General features: G+C 74.8%; 15 protein-coding genes. 5 read left to right on the forward strand and 10 right to left on the reverse strand.

All coding sequences use genetic code 11. The annotated features are described in order from the left end of the window. Positions 1-102: 102 nt before the first annotated feature. Both ACFY8W_RS14715 and ACFY8W_RS14720 read right to left on the reverse strand, forming a co-directional pair. Positions 103-2064, reverse strand: a complete 1962-nt coding sequence (locus ACFY8W_RS14715; RefSeq protein WP_391104700.1) for a hypothetical protein — start codon at positions 2062-2064, stop codon at positions 103-105. Between the two features lie 221 nt (positions 2065-2285). Next, positions 2286-3086 (reverse strand): tyrosine-protein phosphatase, encoded by an 801-nt coding sequence (locus tag ACFY8W_RS14720; RefSeq protein ID WP_391104702.1) that lies wholly within the window; start codon positions 3084-3086, stop codon positions 2286-2288. A 278-nt stretch (positions 3087-3364) separates the two neighbouring features. Here ACFY8W_RS14720 and ACFY8W_RS14725 point away from each other — a divergent pair, with 278 nt between their 5' ends. After that, entirely contained in the window at positions 3365-3988 is a 624-nt protein-coding gene (locus ACFY8W_RS14725) for a hypothetical protein (RefSeq protein ID WP_391104704.1), read from the forward strand. Positions 3989-4087: 99 nt separating this feature from the next. Further along, positions 4088-5608, forward strand: a complete 1521-nt coding sequence (locus ACFY8W_RS14730; RefSeq protein ID WP_391104707.1) for a PepSY domain-containing protein — start codon at positions 4088-4090, stop codon at positions 5606-5608. Here ACFY8W_RS14730 and ACFY8W_RS14735 read toward each other — a convergent pair whose 3' ends face one another. The 4 genes from ACFY8W_RS14735 to ACFY8W_RS14750 all read right to left on the reverse strand — a co-directional run bounded on the left by ACFY8W_RS14735 (position 5609) and on the right by ACFY8W_RS14750 (position 10358). Next, positions 5609-6124: a winged helix-turn-helix domain-containing protein gene (locus tag ACFY8W_RS14735; protein ID WP_391104710.1), complete on the reverse strand. Its 516-nt coding sequence runs from the start codon at positions 6122-6124 to the stop codon at positions 5609-5611. Positions 6125-6580: 456 nt separating this feature from the next. Further along, positions 6581-7612, reverse strand: coding sequence for a glutamine synthetase (gene glnII / locus ACFY8W_RS14740; RefSeq protein WP_391104712.1), 1032 nt, complete (start codon positions 7610-7612; stop codon positions 6581-6583). 140 nt (positions 7613-7752) lie between these two features. Continuing rightward, positions 7753-8940, reverse strand: a complete 1188-nt coding sequence (locus ACFY8W_RS14745; protein WP_391104715.1) for a hypothetical protein — start codon at positions 8938-8940, stop codon at positions 7753-7755. Beyond that, a complete protein-coding gene (locus ACFY8W_RS14750) occupies positions 8937-10358 on the reverse strand; it encodes a hypothetical protein (RefSeq protein ID WP_391104717.1) in 1422 nt (473 codons plus the stop codon). Before ACFY8W_RS14750 ends, ACFY8W_RS14745 begins: the two co-directional genes overlap by 4 nt. A gap of 330 nt (positions 10359-10688) precedes the next feature. Here ACFY8W_RS14750 and ACFY8W_RS14755 point away from each other — a divergent pair, with 330 nt between their 5' ends. Next, positions 10689-11666 carry a Gfo/Idh/MocA family oxidoreductase gene (locus ACFY8W_RS14755; protein ID WP_391104719.1) on the forward strand — a complete coding sequence of 326 codons (978 nt, stop codon included), beginning with the start codon at positions 10689-10691 and terminating at the stop codon, positions 11664-11666. Here ACFY8W_RS14755 and ACFY8W_RS14760 read toward each other — a convergent pair. Continuing rightward, positions 11617-12099 carry a MarR family transcriptional regulator gene (locus tag ACFY8W_RS14760; RefSeq protein WP_391104721.1) on the reverse strand — a complete coding sequence of 161 codons (483 nt, stop codon included), beginning with the start codon at positions 12097-12099 and terminating at the stop codon, positions 11617-11619. The genes ACFY8W_RS14755 and ACFY8W_RS14760 overlap by 50 nt on opposite strands. A gap of 76 nt (positions 12100-12175) precedes the next feature. Here ACFY8W_RS14760 and ACFY8W_RS14765 point away from each other — a divergent pair, with 76 nt between their 5' ends. After that, positions 12176-13135, forward strand: coding sequence for an alpha/beta fold hydrolase (locus tag ACFY8W_RS14765; RefSeq protein ID WP_391104722.1), 960 nt, complete (start codon positions 12176-12178; stop codon positions 13133-13135). Between the two features lie 2 nt (positions 13136-13137). On the opposite strand, the gene ACFY8W_RS14770 is transcribed toward ACFY8W_RS14765, so the two are convergent. Continuing rightward, positions 13138-13497, reverse strand: a complete 360-nt coding sequence (locus ACFY8W_RS14770) for an ArsC/Spx/MgsR family protein (RefSeq protein WP_391104724.1) — start codon at positions 13495-13497, stop codon at positions 13138-13140. A gap of 136 nt (positions 13498-13633) precedes the next feature. Here ACFY8W_RS14770 and ACFY8W_RS14775 point away from each other — a divergent pair, with 136 nt between their 5' ends. Continuing rightward, positions 13634-13909: a hypothetical protein gene (locus ACFY8W_RS14775; protein WP_384423373.1), complete on the forward strand. Its 276-nt coding sequence runs from the start codon at positions 13634-13636 to the stop codon at positions 13907-13909. Between the two features lie 67 nt (positions 13910-13976). Here the strand turns inward: ACFY8W_RS14775 and ACFY8W_RS14780 are convergent, their stop codons facing one another. Continuing rightward, complete coding sequence (locus ACFY8W_RS14780) at positions 13977-15164, reverse strand: cytochrome P450 (protein ID WP_391104726.1); 1188 nt, start codon at positions 15162-15164, stop codon at positions 13977-13979. Then, positions 15161-15898, reverse strand: a complete 738-nt coding sequence (locus ACFY8W_RS14785) for a tRNA-dependent cyclodipeptide synthase (RefSeq protein WP_391104728.1) — start codon at positions 15896-15898, stop codon at positions 15161-15163. The genes ACFY8W_RS14780 and ACFY8W_RS14785 overlap by 4 nt, the downstream gene beginning before the upstream one ends. Positions 15899-15901: the final 3 nt, after the last annotated feature.

Genomic DNA, 15901 nt, shown 5'->3' on the forward strand with positions numbered 1-15901 from the left:
CGGGGCGGGACGGCCGGGCACACGGGACGGAGACCTGGCGGGCACGGACCGCACCTGCACCTGCCCGCCGCCGTACGGACGTCGCCGCCGATCCGCGGCCGCTCAGCGCAACGCGCCCGTCCGCCTCCCGTCCGCCAGCGTGCCCACGAGATCCGCCCGACTGCCCTGCGCCGCCTTCACCGCGAGCAGGCGCCCCTCGGCCCTGCCCTTCACCCCGCCCGACAGCGTCAGCGACGCGAAGTCCGGCGACCCGGCGGCCAGTACGTACCACTGCCCGCTCTTCGCCTGCCACACCACTCCCGCGAGGACCCGCGGATCGCGCGGCCCGCAGGCCGGGGAGCCCTCCGAGCGGGCGGCGAGCGCCGCCGTGTCCGCCGGGGCCGGCCCGCCGGCCACACCTGCCGCGCCCGCGACGCGGAACAGCGCCAGCGCCCGGCTGCCCGTGCCCCGCCACGTCTCCGCCCGCGCGCACGTCCACTCCGCGCGCCCAGCGCCCTCCGGCAGCGGCTGCGCCGCGTACGCCCAGGAGTTCACCGACCGCACCCCGTGCGAGCGCACCGCCGACAGCCGGCACGCCACCCGCGCCCACTCCTCGAGCGCCGCCGCGCCCGCCAGGTCCGCGGGCCGTCCGGGCGGGCCCGAGGTCAGCCGGGCCGGGGCCAGCTCGCCCAGGTCGGTGAGGACCCGCGGCCCCGTCCCGTCCCGCACCTGGAGCGCGCTCCAGCGCGTACAGCCCGGTGCCGTCGCAGGGCTCGGGATCGGCTCGGTCACCCCGTACCCGTCACGCGTCAGGACCCGCGCGGCCTTCTCCGGCAGCAGCAGGTCCCGTACGGCCGCCTCGCGTACCCAGGGCGCCGTCAGATAGCGGACGTTGCCCCCGGCGCGCGACACCACGAGCGCCGCCGAGCCCACCGCGTCCGCCCCGTCCGTACGGGCGAAGTCGAGCGCCGCGCCACCCGTGCCGCCGGCCGGCTCGGCGTACCGCACCACCCGCAGCCCGTCGAAGAACAGCACCACGCGCGCCGCGTCGACCTCGCTCGCGAACAGCAGGTGCGGCGAACCCATCGGCGGTCCCGGCGGCGTCCCGGGCGTCGCGGACGTCCGTACGGCCGGGCCCGGCCGCGCCCACACGGCGAGCGCCCGGCGCAGCAGCGCCGAGTCGCCGGTGAGCCCGCCCCTGGCGGGCCACACCGAGAAGTCCGTCCGCGCCGAGGTCCGCCAGTCGGCCGCGCCGACCCGCTTCAGGCCCGCCGGGTCGAGCGCCGCCTCCGCCGCCGGGTTACGGGCGTACGAAGGCGCCGCAGCACCGTTTCTGCCCCATCCGTCGCCCGGCAGCCCGAGCAGCGCCCCGCACACCACGACCGCCGCCGCTGCCGCCAGCGCCGCCCTGCCGTGCTGGCGCCGCCGCATCAGGTCCGTCGGCCGGGCCTGGAGCGAGCACGGGTCGAACTCCGCCGACTCCAGGAGCGCCGCCCCGCCCGGCCCCTCGACCTCGTCCGCCTCCCCGAGCGCGGCCTGGGGGTCCTCGACCCCGGCCGCCGCGAGCACCCGCAGCACCTCAGGGTCGCCCTGCCGTTCCAGGCCGCGCAGCACGTACGCCGCGCGCGCCGGCCCGGAGAGCGCGGAGAGCCGCTGGTCCAGGGCGAGTTCGTCGGCACCGCCGGCCCGCGGGAACACCCGGAGCCCCCACACCTGCGGCAGCAGCGGCGGGAACTGCGCCCGCCGGGGCAGCGCGCGGCGGCGCAGCGGAAGACCGGCGACCAGCGCCTGCCGCAGCACCTCGCCCCGTACGTAGGCGTAGCCCGGATCGACCGCGTCCTCGTCCGCCCGGCGGGCCCCGGGCACCGCGACGGCGCCGGCCGTGCGGCGGCGCGGCAGCGAACGCTGCACCAGCGCGTGCGCGGTCAGCACCCGGCGGTTGCGCCCGAGCGAGGGCGGAAGCACCAGATAGGCGATCCGGACCAGCCGCGGATAGTGCTCGACGAGCGCGGCCTCGGCCTGCTCGACGTCGACCGGACCGGGGGAGGGGAGGGAGGCGGAGGAGGCGAGTTCCTGGGTGCTCACGTTCAGCAGAACGAGCGAATCTTGCGATGGTCACCCCGGAAGGCGCCCCCCGGACGGGCCAGCCGGGGGCGCGGACGGGCATATGGGCGGGCGTGCGTCGGTGCGCCGTGCGGGCAGGCGCCCATTGCGCCGGACGGGGCAGGAGTCCAGTGGTCCGGGGCAGGAGTCCGGTGGTCCGGGGGCAGGGAGTCCGGTGATCCGGGTGGTGCGGGTGGTCCGGATCAGGCCGCGTGGACCGTGAGCCGTTCGCGGATGATGTCGGTGACCTCGTCCGGCACGCCGAGCCCCTCCCGCACGTACTTCTCCATCGACCCGTGCCGCACCGCGACCTCGTCCAGGGCCGCCTCCAGGTACTCCGGTACGACCCCGATGAGCGCGAGCGCCAGCTCGGGGTCGCCGCCCTGGGCCGTGAACCCCTCGATGAGCGGCGCGAAGGCCTGCCGTACCCCCGGGTTGACCGAGAGGTACTCCGTCATCACGGTCTTCTCGTCCGCGCCGAGCAGCGACAGGACGACGGTCGCGGCCCAGCCGGTGCGGTCCTTCCCGGCGGTGCAGTGGAAGAGCAGCGGCCCGGCGTAGGGATCGCCCAGCTCGGTGAGGAAGGCACGGTAGGAGGCCCGGGCGGAGTCGGTGTTCACGAAGGCCCGGTACGTCCGGGCGAACGCCGCCTGTGCCCGTCCGCCGCCGAGGTGCTCCTCGGCGAGCGCCGGGTCCGACAGGAGCGTCTTGAGGCGGGCGGCCGGCGGCAGTCCGCTGGTCGCCAGGAAGTCGGCGAGCACGTCGGCGACCACCAGCCGCCCGCCCGCCGGCACCCGGTCGGGCCGCTCGGCCCGCTCGGCGTCGGTCCGGAAGTCCACGACCGTCCGGATCCCGAGTCCGGCCACCACGGAGTCCTCCGGGTCCAGCCGGTCCAGCTGCCCGGCCCGGAACACCAGCCCCTCACGGACACTGCGCCCCGCGCCGAGCGGAAGCGTGCCGAGATCACGGAGGTTGGCGACGGTGGCGGCGGGAAGGGCGGGCATGCGTCGACTCCTCCGAAGTGGCATGAAGCGGGACGGAACCGTGCGAACAGGACCATTCGCACTCTTCCTGTGAACCGTAGCCGATGGGGGCGGAAGGCGTCCCCGCGTGCGACGGGCGCCCGGCCCGCCCGCCTCCGGCGGGAGGCGGTGCGCCGCGCGCGGGAGCGGGGTGACAGCATGGGTGCACCATGACGCACACCCGGTCGCCCCTGCGCGCCCTCCGGGCCGCACTCTTCGCGGCGGTGTGCGTCACTTTGGCGGCGGTGGGGCATTCGTCCATGTCCGCCCATGCCATCCCGCTGACCTCGCTCCTCACCGCCTTCGCCGTGACGGCCGGCCTCGCCTGGGCCGCCGCCGGGCGGCGGCGCGGTCCCGTCGCCGTCGCGACCGGACTGTCGGCCGTCCAGGGCACGCTGCACCTCGTCTTCGGGGCGGGGGAGCACGGCGGGTCGCCCGGACCGGAGCTGCCGGCGGAGGTCCTCGCCGACCCGTACCTGACGCACGCGGCCCACGCTGCTCACGCGGCGCACGCCGCCACCCAGTCGGGTCACGTGGCGCACGTCGTGGACGGTGCCGCGGGCGCCGGTGCCGGATCCGGCACCGGGATGCTCGCCGCGCACCTGCTCGCGGCCCTGGCCTGCGGGCTCTGGCTGGCGCGCGGCGAGGCCGCGCTGTTCGCCCTGGCCCGTACCGTCGGCGCCCGCGCGTGGGCGCCCCTGCGGCTGCTGCTCGCCGCGGTGCGGATCCTCGTGCCCGCGCTCCCGGCCCGGCGCCGTCCCGTACGGCCGCGCCGCCACGCCCGCCCGCTCCACGGCGTGGTCCTCGCGCGCGCGGTCTCCCGACGCGGCCCGCCCCGCCCGCCGTTCGCCTTCCGCGCCACGGCCCTCGGAGCACCTCACTGACGTGACCGACCGGGGGTCGCTTTCCCCTGTCGACACACGATCCGGCAGACGGCGGCGTTCGCCGCCGTCCGAGGCCGGGTCACCACTCCGAGGACCGTCATGACCATCGACGATCTCGCGCGCCCGGACACGTCCGGGACGCCCGCCACCGACACGGCAACCGACACGGCCACCGAAAAGGCCACCGGTACGACTGCCGACACGACCACCGCCGCGACCACCGGGACCGCCGCCCCCGGCAGGGCACCGCGCGGCTGGGCGGCCCTGCGCCCGCTCGTGCTCCGCATGCACTTCTACGCGGGCGTCCTCATCGCCCCGTTCCTCCTTCTCGCCGCCGTCAGCGGACTGCTCTACGCGCTCGCCGTCCCGGCCGAGAAGGTGATCTACGCCCAGGAGCTGGAAGTCCCGGTTCCGGACGGCGGTGCCGGCGCCCTGCCGCTCGCGCGTCAGGTCGAGGCGGCCCGCGCCGCCAACCCGGACGGCACCGTCACCGCCGTGTGGCCCGGAGCCGAGCCCGGCGCCACCACCCGGGTCCTCATGGCCGACCCGGAGGCCCCGGAGGGCACCTCCACGGCCGTCTTCGTCGACCCGTACACCGCCGACGTGCGCGGACAGCTGCCCAGCTACGGCAGCTCGGGCGCGCTTCCGCTGCGCACCTGGATATCCGGGCTCCACGTCGACCTGCACCTGGGCGAACTCGGCCGCAACTACAGCGAACTGGCCGCCAGCTGGCTGTGGGTGGTCGCGCTCGGCGGCCTGGCCCTGTGGCTGGGACGCCGCCGGAAGAACCGCCGTGCCCTGTTCCTGCCGGAGCGCGGCCCCAAGTCCCGCCGCCGCACGCTCTCCTGGCACGGCACCGTCGGCCTGTGGGCGGTGGCCGGGCTCGTGGCGCTGTCCGCCACCGGCCTGACCTGGTCGCGGTACGCGGGCGAGAACATCGGCAGCGTCCAGGACCGGCTCGGCGGCGCGACCCCGAAGCTCTCGGCGGCCGTCACCCCGGGCGGCGACGCGAGCGGCGGCGAACACGCCGGCCACGGCGCCGGCCACCACCCGGCACCGCCGTCCGGCGACGCGGGCCGGAGCGCGGACATCGGGATCGACGAGGCCGTCGCGGCGGCCCGCGCGGCCGGCATCGACAGCCCGTCGATCTCCGTCGTGCTGCCCGCCGAGGGCAGCGGATACGTGGTGAAGGAGACCGACAAGCAGTTCCCGGTCCAGCTGGACTCGGTGGCGGTGAACCCGGCCGACGGCGCCGTCCTCGACGAGCTCCGCTTCGCCGAGTACCCGCTGCTCGCGAAGCTCACCCGCGTCGGCATCGACGCCCACATGGGCCTGTTCCTCGGCCTGTTCAACCAGCTGGCCCTCGCCGCCCTCGCGCTCGCCCTGGTGATGCTGGTCGTCTGGGGCTACCGCATGTGGTGGCTGCGCCGCCCGGCCCGCCGGCCGGTCGCCCGCGGGGCCTGGCGGCGCGTGCCGCCGACGGTGCTGCTGCCGCTGCTCGCGGCGACGGCACTGGTGGGCTGGTTCGTCCCGCTCCTCGGCCTCAGCCTGGTGGCCTTCCTCGCCGTCGACCTCGCCCTGGGGCTCGCCGCGCGGGCGAGGTCGAAGCGAACCGCCTGATCAGGGCGTGTACTTGTAGCCGACCCGCCGCACGGTCTGGATCGTGCGGCGGTGCTCGGCGCCCAGCTTGCGGCGCAGCCGGGCCACGTGGACGTCGACGGTCCGGCCGTCGCCCACGTGCCCGTATCCCCACACCGTCGTGACCAACTGGTCCCGGGTGTGCACCCGGTGCGGGCGGGCGACGAGGTGGGCGAGCAGCTCGAACTCCAGATACGTCAGGTCGAGCGCCCGCCCGTCGACGCGGGCGATCCGCTGCACGCTGTCGATGACCACCGGCCCCTCCTCGACGAGGGGCGGGGCCGGCGGCTGCTGGTCGGCCGGCAGCAGGACGAGGTACCCGACCATCGGAGGCCGGCCCGGCAGCGCCGGTACGGAGTGCTGCGGTGCGGGCAGGAGCGTGGCGCCGGGCGGCAGGAAGTCGGCGACCTGGGCGAGCCCGGCGACCTCGTCGGGCGCGACGGCCCGCAGACGGGGGCGGACGGCGGTCAGGGGGGCGGCAGCCTGGGTGTGGGCCATGGAAGTCTCAGCTCTTTCGCGCGAGTTGCGAACGGACGGTGCACGTCGTACGTCTTGCGCGTCGGCCGAAGGCCGGGGACCGGAATCGGTTCCGATCGGGCTTTAGAGGGCCGACGCGTTCCTCACGCGCCGACAGCAGCGGTCGAAGTCATGGTGCTGCCGGGAAGGCCAGAACGGCTCGAGGTCACGGCGACCCGTCGTGCTGTCGTTCTGGAAGCTGGCCATATCCCTATTAAACCAGCAGGGAATGCTTCTGAGCACCCCCGGTGCGTCACATGCGCGTCACATGATGGGTCGCAAGGCGGTGCGACAGGCCGACCGCTCACGCCGGTCGGCGTCCGCGACCCCGTACCCCCGCGGCCCGCACGGCCGCGTCCCGGGCCGGGGTCTCCGGCAACGGGACGAGGGGTGCCCGCCGCGGAACGCGGCGGGCACCCCTCGTACGACGTGCGCGGATCAGACCTGGCCGGCCTTCTGCAGGGCCTCGCAGCAGGTGTCCACCAGGAGGCGGGTCACCGTGTACGGGTCGACGTTCGCGTTCGGGCGGCGGTCCTCGATGTAGCCCTTGCGGTCCTGCTCGACCTGCCACGGGATGCGGACCGAGGCGCCGCGGTCGGAGACGCCGTAGGAGTACTTGTCCCACGGGGCGGTCTCGTGCAGACCGGTCAGGCGGTCGTCGATGCCGGCGCCGTAGTTCTTGACGTGGTCGAGCGGCTTCGAGCCCTCGCCCAGCGACTCGCACGCGGTGATGATCGCGTCGTAGCCCTCGCGCATCGCCTTGGTGGAGAAGTTGGTGTGCGCGCCCGCGCCGTTCCAGTCGCCCTTCACCGGCTTCGGGTCCAGGGTCGCGGAGACGTTGAAGTCCTCGGCCGTGCGGTAGAGCAGCCAGCGGGCCACCCACAGCTGGTCGGCGACGTCCAGCGGCGCGAGCGGGCCGACCTGGAACTCCCACTGGCCCGGCATGACCTCGGCGTTGATGCCGGAGATGCCCAGACCCGCCTTGAGGCAGTTCTCCAGGTGGGCCTCGACGATCGGACGGCCGAAGATCTCGTCGGCGCCGACGCCGCAGTAGTAGCCGCCCTGCGGGGCCGGGAAGCCACCGACGGGGAAGCCGAGCGGGCGCTCGCCGTCGAAGAAGGTGTACTCCTGCTCGATGCCGAAGATCGGCTCCTGGGCGGCGTACTTCGCGTACACCTCGGCCAGCGCGGCGCGCGTGTTGGTCTCGTGCGGCGTCATGTCCGTGTTGAGGACCTCGCACAGTACCAGGACGTCGTTGCCGCCGCGGATCGGGTCCGGGCAGGAGAAGACCGGCTTGAGGACGCGGTCCGAGGCGTGACCCTTGGCCTGGTTCGTGCTGGAACCGTCGAAGCCCCAGATCGGCAGCTCCTCCAGCGGAAGACCGTCACCGGGGATGATCTTCGTCTTGGAGCGGAGCTTGGCGGTCGGCTCGGTGCCGTCGATCCAGATGTACTCAGCCTTGAAGGTCACGGGGCCTCATCCTTTGGCGTGCTGCGGGTCCTCGGCGGCCGCTCGCGACGTTGCGAGAGCTGCGGTGGCGGCGTGTCTGCGTCCGAGCGCAGCTTTGCAACACGGGATTTCCCGTCGGTTGCCCGTTTGTGAACCCCGTGTTACTCAGCCTTCCTCCGTATCGCGCCCCCGCCGTGCGACGACGCCGGGGACACCCCCTGCTCGAACGAAGCCGAGCGGACGCGGGAGTTCAGGAGCGCGCCGAACCCGGCCCGCTCGATCCGCGCCACCACCTCGGCGTACGAGGTGCCGAGGGCCTCCGCCGTACGCCCCAGGTGCCAGTCGCAGTCGGCGAGCCGGCGCAGCAGGTGCCCGCGCCGGATCTGCTTCTCCGACAGCCGGAACGTCTTCAGATAGGCCGTCCGGCCCCGGTGGTCGCTGATCAGCTCCCCGATGTGCTGCTCCTGACCGGAGCGCAGGAACGGCGGCAGGAAGCGGTACAGCCCGAAGCCGCCCATCGTGTGGACGCGCTCGAAGGCGTACGGGGTCTCCAGCAGGTCCCGCGCCATCAGCCCGTCGTGCGCATCGGCCCACGCCCGCTCCTCCCGCACGGCGGCCCGGCGCAGATCGGCGAGCGAACGGACACCCCCGCCGTCGCCGAGGGACGCGGTGAAGTCGCCGACCGGCGCACCGTAGTGCGCGTACTGGTGGACCAGCTCCCCGAAGAGGTCCTCCACCAGCGTGGCGTGCAGCAGCCGGTAGTCGTCCGGGTGCGGCACGACGAAGGCCGCGGCGAGCGCGTCTGCGACGTACAGCATCACCCCGCACTGCCCCGGGTGGATCTCGAAGACCCGCAGCGCCTCCGCCAGCCCGGGCACCTGCCAACCCGCGTACGCCGCCTCCGCGCGCGGCGGGAGGCCGCGGCGCACCGCCTCCCTGGACCACTCGTCCCACACCACGGAAGGACCGCCGAAGTGCAGCGCGAGATAGCCCTCGACCGCCAGGTGGACCGGCAGGAACCGCAGCCGGTGCTCGCCCTGCCGCCGACGGGCGAGCCGGCGCACGGGTACGGCGACGGGCGGCTCGTCCCCGAGCCGCGTCCCGTAGGCGGCGCCCTGCGCCCCGCTCCCGTCCCCGCTCCAGTCGGCGACGAAACCGTGCGGGACGTACGAGGTGTACGCGGTGCCGTCACCGACGTCGACCGTGTCGGGCCCCCACGAGCGCGCGTACACCTCGCGCCGCAGCCGGAGCCCCTCCACCGGCTCCTCCCGCACGAGCGGCACCAGCCGCACGCCGCCCCACACCTGCGAGGGCCGTACGGCGAGCCCGCTCAGATCGATCCGCGTCATGCCGGCCGCCCCTCCTCGTTCCCCGTGCCGTCCAGGAACAGCTCCACACGGCGGTCCAGATAGGCCCGCAGTGCGGGCAGGCCCTCGCGGCCCTCCGCGAAGCGGGCGATCTCGACGAGGGCGGGAAGGTCCTCCGCGTCCCGGATGCCCGCCGTGGGGACGGCGGGCGCGAGCCGGCGCACGTCGAAGACGTCGGCGTCGTATACGGGGTTCACATGGATCACGTGCGTCCCGTGCTCCGGATCGAGCCGGGCCCGCCACACCCGCAGGACCTCGCCCGCGAGCCCGGGCGGCGCGTTGTCCCAGCCGTCGGAGACGAGCACCAGCCGCTCGGGAGCGTCCTCCAGGGCGTCCAGGATCCGCGCGCCGAGCGGCGTCGCTCCCCACGGCCGTACGAGCAGCGGATCGCGTGCGCCCGAGGTCCAGTGCGCCGTGTAGGCGCCGGGCGCGGCCAGCGCCTCCAGGAGGAAGTGGCAGCCGAGGGCGACGGCCAGCGGTCGGCGCCGCTTCACCGCCGAGCCGGACGAGGACCAGCTGTCGTCGAGCACCGCCGCCACCCGTCCCCAGGTCCCCGCGTGGGGTCCGGCCACCCGCCGCGCGGCAGCCCGCAGGGCGCCGGTCAGCTCGGAACGCCGCTCCCGCCTCTCCGCGAAGGGGAGGGACAGCACGTACAGCGCGAGCCGGGTCAGCGGCATCGTGGAGAGATCGCTCGCGGCCGGACGCGCGCGCAGCCGCTCCAGGCGCGTCATGCGCGGCGCCATCCGCTCCAGGAACACCTCACGCGCGATCCCGTGCCGGGCGGCGAAGCCCTCGGCGACGGTGAACGGCAGCTCGTACAGCGCCCCCTGCTCGTGGCGCGCCCGGCGGAACGCCTCCAGGACGGGCTGTGCGTAGCGGGTGCGGCGGCGCGGCGCGAAGAGGAAGTCGCCGGTCTCGCCCCCGTTCCCCTCGAGCGGCAGGTGGGCGTGGCGGGCGGCCGACCTGAGCCCGGACCGGTACTTCACGGCGTCGTACGCGAGGTCGGGGCGGGCCGCCAGCCAGTCGCGCATGATCGCCCGGGTGCGGCGGTTGTTGACTCCGGCCGCGCGCAGCGCGCGGAACAGCCGGTAGACGCGCTGCGGCGGCAGCTTCGCGAGCCGCGCGGCGATCAGCCGGCCCTCCCGCCGGACCTCCACCGGGCCTGCGTCGCGGGAACTGCGCAGCAGCTGCTCGACGATCATGGCCGCGTTGTGGTCGTTGATGTCGAGCGCGAGGGCGGCGGCGTACAGCGGCCGGTAGTTGACGCGCACGTATTCGTGCAGGAAGTCGAGCGAGAGCCGCTGCTCCTCGGCGGTGGCGCGGAACTCGCGCTGCCCGGTGGCGGTGACGGCCGCGTTGACGAAGAGCAGGACGTCCTCGGCGGCGAGCAAGTCGGACATCGTGGCTCCTTGCGCGTGGGGTGCCGGCCGGGGAATGGGGGCGCGAACAGCGAATACGTTGCTTCAGAGGCAGGTCCCGGAAGTCGCACCGGAGTCCCGCGGCCGGCGACGGCACGTTAACACCGGGGGAGGGGCGGAGTTCCACCGGATATCGGCTGCGGGGCCCGACGGCGACGGAGGGGGAGGCCTGGGGCCCAGGCGGGCCCGAGGCCGACGACGGCGGCGACGGGTCCGGAGCCGCAGCGTGCGCTCGGGGCCCGGGCGCACGCTCCGGCCGGGTCGGCGGAATCCCGGGGCCGCCCGACGGCACGGCCCGGCAGACTGGTGCCCATGACGAACCTCCCGGGCACGACGCCCCGCACCGCCAATCCGGTCCGCACCGGCGGCCTGCCGCGCATCGGACTCCTGGGCACCGGCCCGTGGGCCGAGCGCACCCACGCGCCCGCGCTCGCGGCGCATCCGGGCGTGGAGTTCAGCGGGGTGTGGGGCAGACGCCCGGAGGCCGCCGCGGCGGTGGCGGCCGCGTGCGGGACGCGGGCGTACGAGGACGCGGACGCCCTGTTCGCGGCGAGCGACGCCGTCGCGCTCGCCCTGCCGCCGGACGTCCAGGCCCCGCTGGCGGCCAGGGCCGCGGCGGCCGGGTGCCATGTGATCCTCGACAAGCCGGTGGCGACCTCGGTGGCGTCGGCCCGGGCGCTGGCCGACGCCGTGACGGCGGCCGGGGTGGCGTCCGTGGTCTTCTGCACCCTGCGCTTCGCCGAGCCCACCGCCCGCTGGATCGAGGAACAGGCCGCGGCGGGCGGCTGGTTCCTCGGCGAGGCGCACTGGCTGGGTTCCCTCTTCGCCCCCGGCTCCGACAGCGCGTACGCGGCCTCGCCCTGGCGGCGCGAGAAGGGCGGCCTGTGGGACGTCGGGCCGCACGTGCTGTCCGTCTACCTGCCGGTCCTCGGCGACGTCACCTCCGTGACCTGCGTCGCCGGCCCGGCGGACACCCGCCACCTGGTGCTGCGCCACGCCTCGGGCGCGAGCAGCACGGCGACGCTCACCCTGAGCGCCCCGCCCGGGGCGTCGGAGGCGGCGCTCTCGCTGTACGGGGAGCGGGGGCGGGTCACCATGCCGGGCTGGGACGGCGCGCTCGGCGCTTTCGGGGCGGCCGTGGACGCGCTCCTGAAGGCGATGCGGACCGGCGAGCCGCACTCCTGCGACGTCCGCTTCGGGGCACGGCTCACCGAGATCCTGGCCGAGGCGGAATCGTCGGTCACGTCGGCCGCGACGCCGGCGGGGGAGGAGCGGGCAGCCCGGCCATGACGTCCCGCACGCCGCCGAGGAACCGGCGTACGGCCTCGGTCTCGCGCGCGTCGAAGTCACCGAGCAGGCCCACGGTGCCCTCGATCAGCGGTCCGAACCAGGCCCGGCCCAGCTCCTTCGCCCCGTCCTCGACCTTCAGCAGCACCCGGCGCCGGTCGCGCTCGTCCCGCACCCGGGCGAGGTGACCGAGCCGTTCGAGGCGGTCGATGACGGAGGTGGTGCCGGCGGAGTTGAGGCCGAGCCGGGCGCCCAGCAGGCCGGGTGTGACGTCGGTGCCCGCCCGCTCGGCGTCGAGCAGGCAGATCAGGGCGCGCACATCGGTCGGGTGCATGGCGTTGGCGGCGGCGAACTCGGCCTGGCGCAGGCCGAACTCGACGGTGACCGCACGCAGCAGGTGGAAGATCCTCAGCTCTTCCGACTCGGTCTGGGTCATGGAGGTGTCCTGTGTCCCGTCTTCCGTCCTATTATCTCGCTCAGCGAGATTATCGCCGAGCGAGAGGATCCGCGTCATGTCCCGCGAACCACTCCGACCTTCCCGGCCGTTCGCATCACGCAGACCGTCCGCATCACACACACCCCTCGAGGCACGCTCCCCGCTCGAACCCCGCCGGCCGCTCGAAGCCGTCGCGCCCTTCGACCTCGCCTACGACGCCGTCCTGGCGAAATGGCCGCCCGGCACCACCACCGCCACCGTGCCCACCCCGTACGGCCTGACCCACGTCATCGGCCACGGACCCGCCGACGCCCCGCCCGTCCTGCTCCTGCCGGGCGGCGGCGCCACCGCCACCGGCTGGTACGGCACGGCCGCCGCGCTCGGCGGCACGCACCGCGTCCACGCCGTGGACCTGGTGGGCGAGGCCGGCCGCAGCGTTCCCGACCCCCGGCGCCCGCTGCGCACCGCCGAGGACCTCGTCGGCTGGCTCGACGCGCTGCTCGACGCCCTCGGCATACCGGAGACCCGCACGGTCGGACTCGCCGGCCACTCCTACGGCGCGTGGATCGCCCTCCAGTACGCGCTCGCCGCGCCCCGGCGGACCGGCCGGCTCGTGCTCCTCGATCCCACGAACTGCTTCACCGGATTCGCACCGCGCTTCCTGCTCCGCGCCCTGCCGGTGCTGCTGCGCCCCACCCCGGCGCGCGGCACCGCGCTCCTCGACTGGGAGACCCGGGGCACGGCGCTCGACCCCGACTGGCGCCGGCTCCACGGCCTCGCGGCGGCCTTCCCCGGCGTCCGCCCCGTGAACGGGCCCCGGCCCGGCCGTCAGCGGCTCGGCACGCTGGAGCCGCCGGCCCTGGTCCTGCTCGCCGGACGCTCCCGCGCGCACGACCCGTACGCCGTGGAACGCCGGGCCCGGGCCGCCGTCCCGGGCGTGGAGACGGCGGTCCTGCCCGACGCCACCCACTTCACGCTGCCGGTGGCGGCCCCGCCGGGCACCCATGCCCGGATCGCCCGCCATCTCGTCGGCTGAGGTCAGCGGGACAGGGCGTCCCGCACCGCGTCCTCGGTGCGCGCGACCACGGCCGTGCCGTCCTCGGCGGTGATGATCGGACGCTGGATCAGCTTCGGGTGCGCGGCGAGTGCCTCGATCCACCGCTCGCGGTTCGCCCCGTCCCGCGGCCAGTCCTTGACGCCCAGCTCCTTCGCCGCCGCCTCCTGTGTCCGCGTGATGTCCCACGGCTCGAGGCCGAGCCGCTTCAGCACCTCCCGGATCTCGTCCGGTGACGGCACGTCCTCCAGGTAGCGGCGCACGGTGTAGTCGGCGCCTTCGGCGTCCAGCAGCGTCAGTGCGCTGCGGCACTTGGAACAGGCGGGATTGATCCAGATCTCCATGCTCCCAACGTACCGCCAAAGGAACCGCCAAAGCCGGTCTGGCCAGGGACGATTGTCAGTGGTGGCCACTAAAATCGGGGGTGAAGGCGAGGGTCCCGGGGAGGGCCCCCGCCCACCGTTCGCCAGGAGGTCGCCCATGGCTGTCGCCATGATCCGGACACCGTCCCTCGAACCCTGGAAGCCGCTCCAGAAGAAGCCGCTGCCCGCGGGCCGCCCCCGCGAGTGGTACGTCACGCACAACCGGCGGCTGAAGGCCATGCGCCTCGCCATCGCCCTGCTCGACGCGGGCGTCTACCTGCCCTCGCGCGCGACGAACGCGAGGATACGGACGACCGCCGCCCAGCTCGGCATCCACCCGCCGTCCGACACCACCTGCCACATGGTCCGTGCCCTGATCCGCTACGGCCGCTGACCCCGAGGGTGCTGCCCGGCCCGCCCCGAGGGGCCGGGCCGGGCAGCACCGTTCCCGGATGCGGCGGCTACCAGGCCACGGGCAGCCGCTCGGGCAGCCGCTTCATGAAGTTGGTGCGCCACACGAGCTGTTCGACCGGGACCGCGAGCCGCAGCCCCGGCAGCCGTTCGAGCACCGTCTCCAGGGCGATCTCGGCATGCCGCTTGCCGAGCGCCGTCGCCGGGCAGTAGTGCCGGCCACCACCGAAGGACAGGTGCTCGGAGGCGTTCTCCCGGTCCGGCCGGAAGGCCAGCGGGTCGGGGAAGTGCGCCGGATCGTGGTTCGCCGCCTCCACGAGCACGAGCACCAGCTCACCGGCCCGTACGTCGACCTCGCCGAGCCGTACGTCCTCCATGGCGAGCCTCGGCAGCCCGTCGCCGATCGACAGGTTGACCCGCAGCAGTTCGTCCATCGCCCCGGCGACCCCGCGGCCCCCGGCGAGCGCCTCCCGCACGTCCGGCCGGGTCAGCACCGACACCAGGGCCATCGTCAGGAACCCGGCGGTGGAGATCACCCCGGCCCCGAACAGCGTCACACCGACCGTCGCCAGCATCTCGTCGGTCAGATGGGCGTACTCGGGGTCGTCGCGCAGCGCCGCGAGCTCCGCCATCAGCCCGCCGGTCGCCGGGTCGTCGAGCCGCCCGGTCATGTACGCGATGTCCCGGTCCCAGTTGAGCCGCGCCGCCTCGACCTCGCGCGGCGCGTTCATGAAGGCGACGTCCAGGCTGCGCAGCAGCCGCGGCCCGTCCTCCTCCGGGATGCCCAGCATCCGGCAGTGCAGCCCCGACGAGTACGGGTCGGCGAAGGCGCCGCGCAGCTCCCCGGGCGCCCCGTCCGCGACCAGCGCGTCCACCAGGGCCCCGGCCCGCGCCCGCAGCCACTCCTCGAGGCCCGGCGCCTTCGGGTTGATCGCCCTCATCACCGCCTTGCGCAGCCCGGCACCGGTGATGTTGCCCATGTTGTTCACCACGTGCGGCGGAATCGTCAGCGCGTACTGCCGCGGCGCCCCCGGCGCCGAGGTGTCCTTCAGGCTGAACCGCGGGTCCTCCAGGACCTGCCGGCACAGCTCGTACGAGGACACCAGCCAGGCGTCCGCACCGGCGATCGTCCGTACCTTCCGCACCGGCTCGGCGCGCAGCGCCTCGACCTCGGCGGGCAGCCGGGTGCCGTCCCAGTCGAAGGGGAAAGCGGGCAGGGTCTCGACGGCGACGCTCATCGCGCATCTCCTTCGGCATCGACGGTCTCGGCGGTCTCGGCAGGTGTGAGGATGCCGTGGCCCTGGTTGCGCGAGGCCCGCAGCCCGGGCCCCCGCCCGTACAGCAGGTCGGCCAACGGCAGGGCCTGGTGGTAGCAGTTGAGCGAGGACGGCACCCCGAGGATCGCGGGCGTGTCCAGGAACAGCGGCACCTCGGCGCAGATGTACGCCCGGCACACCTCCCGCTGCCGCTCGCTCGTCTCCTGCCCCGGCGCCAGCTTGCCGGCGAGGAAGATCCCGGTGAGCGCGTCACAGGTCGCCCGCACCACCGGATCCCCGTCGACCGCGGCCACGACCTGCCGGTGCAGCTCCCGGTACGCGGGGACGTCCCCGAACTCCGACATCCCGCGGGCCCGCACCCGCACTCCCGTCGGGTCGGCCTCCTCGACGGCCGCCCCGACCTTCGCCCGCACCCCCCGCAGGTTCTTCACGGCCTTCCGCCGCGCCTCGTCGACCCCGTACCCCAACGCCTCGTACATGTCCGCGACATGCAGATCGGTGTAGACGAGATCGACCTGGTCGAAGTGGTCCAGACCCCAGCGCGTCAACTCGCGCAGTCGCTGGGCGGTGAAATAGCTGTTCCCCGGTGAGACGCCGATGACCACGTGCGCGCCCTCGTCGGCGATGACGCGGCAGTGATCGGTGTACGGCTGGAGTCGGAGCGTCTCTGCAGGGGCGTAGGCCGCCTGAGTCACGTT

Origin of the sequence: Streptomyces sp. NPDC012637, from assembly GCF_042954805.1 — a bacterium.
Classification (GTDB): domain Bacteria; phylum Actinomycetota; class Actinomycetes; order Streptomycetales; family Streptomycetaceae; genus Streptomyces.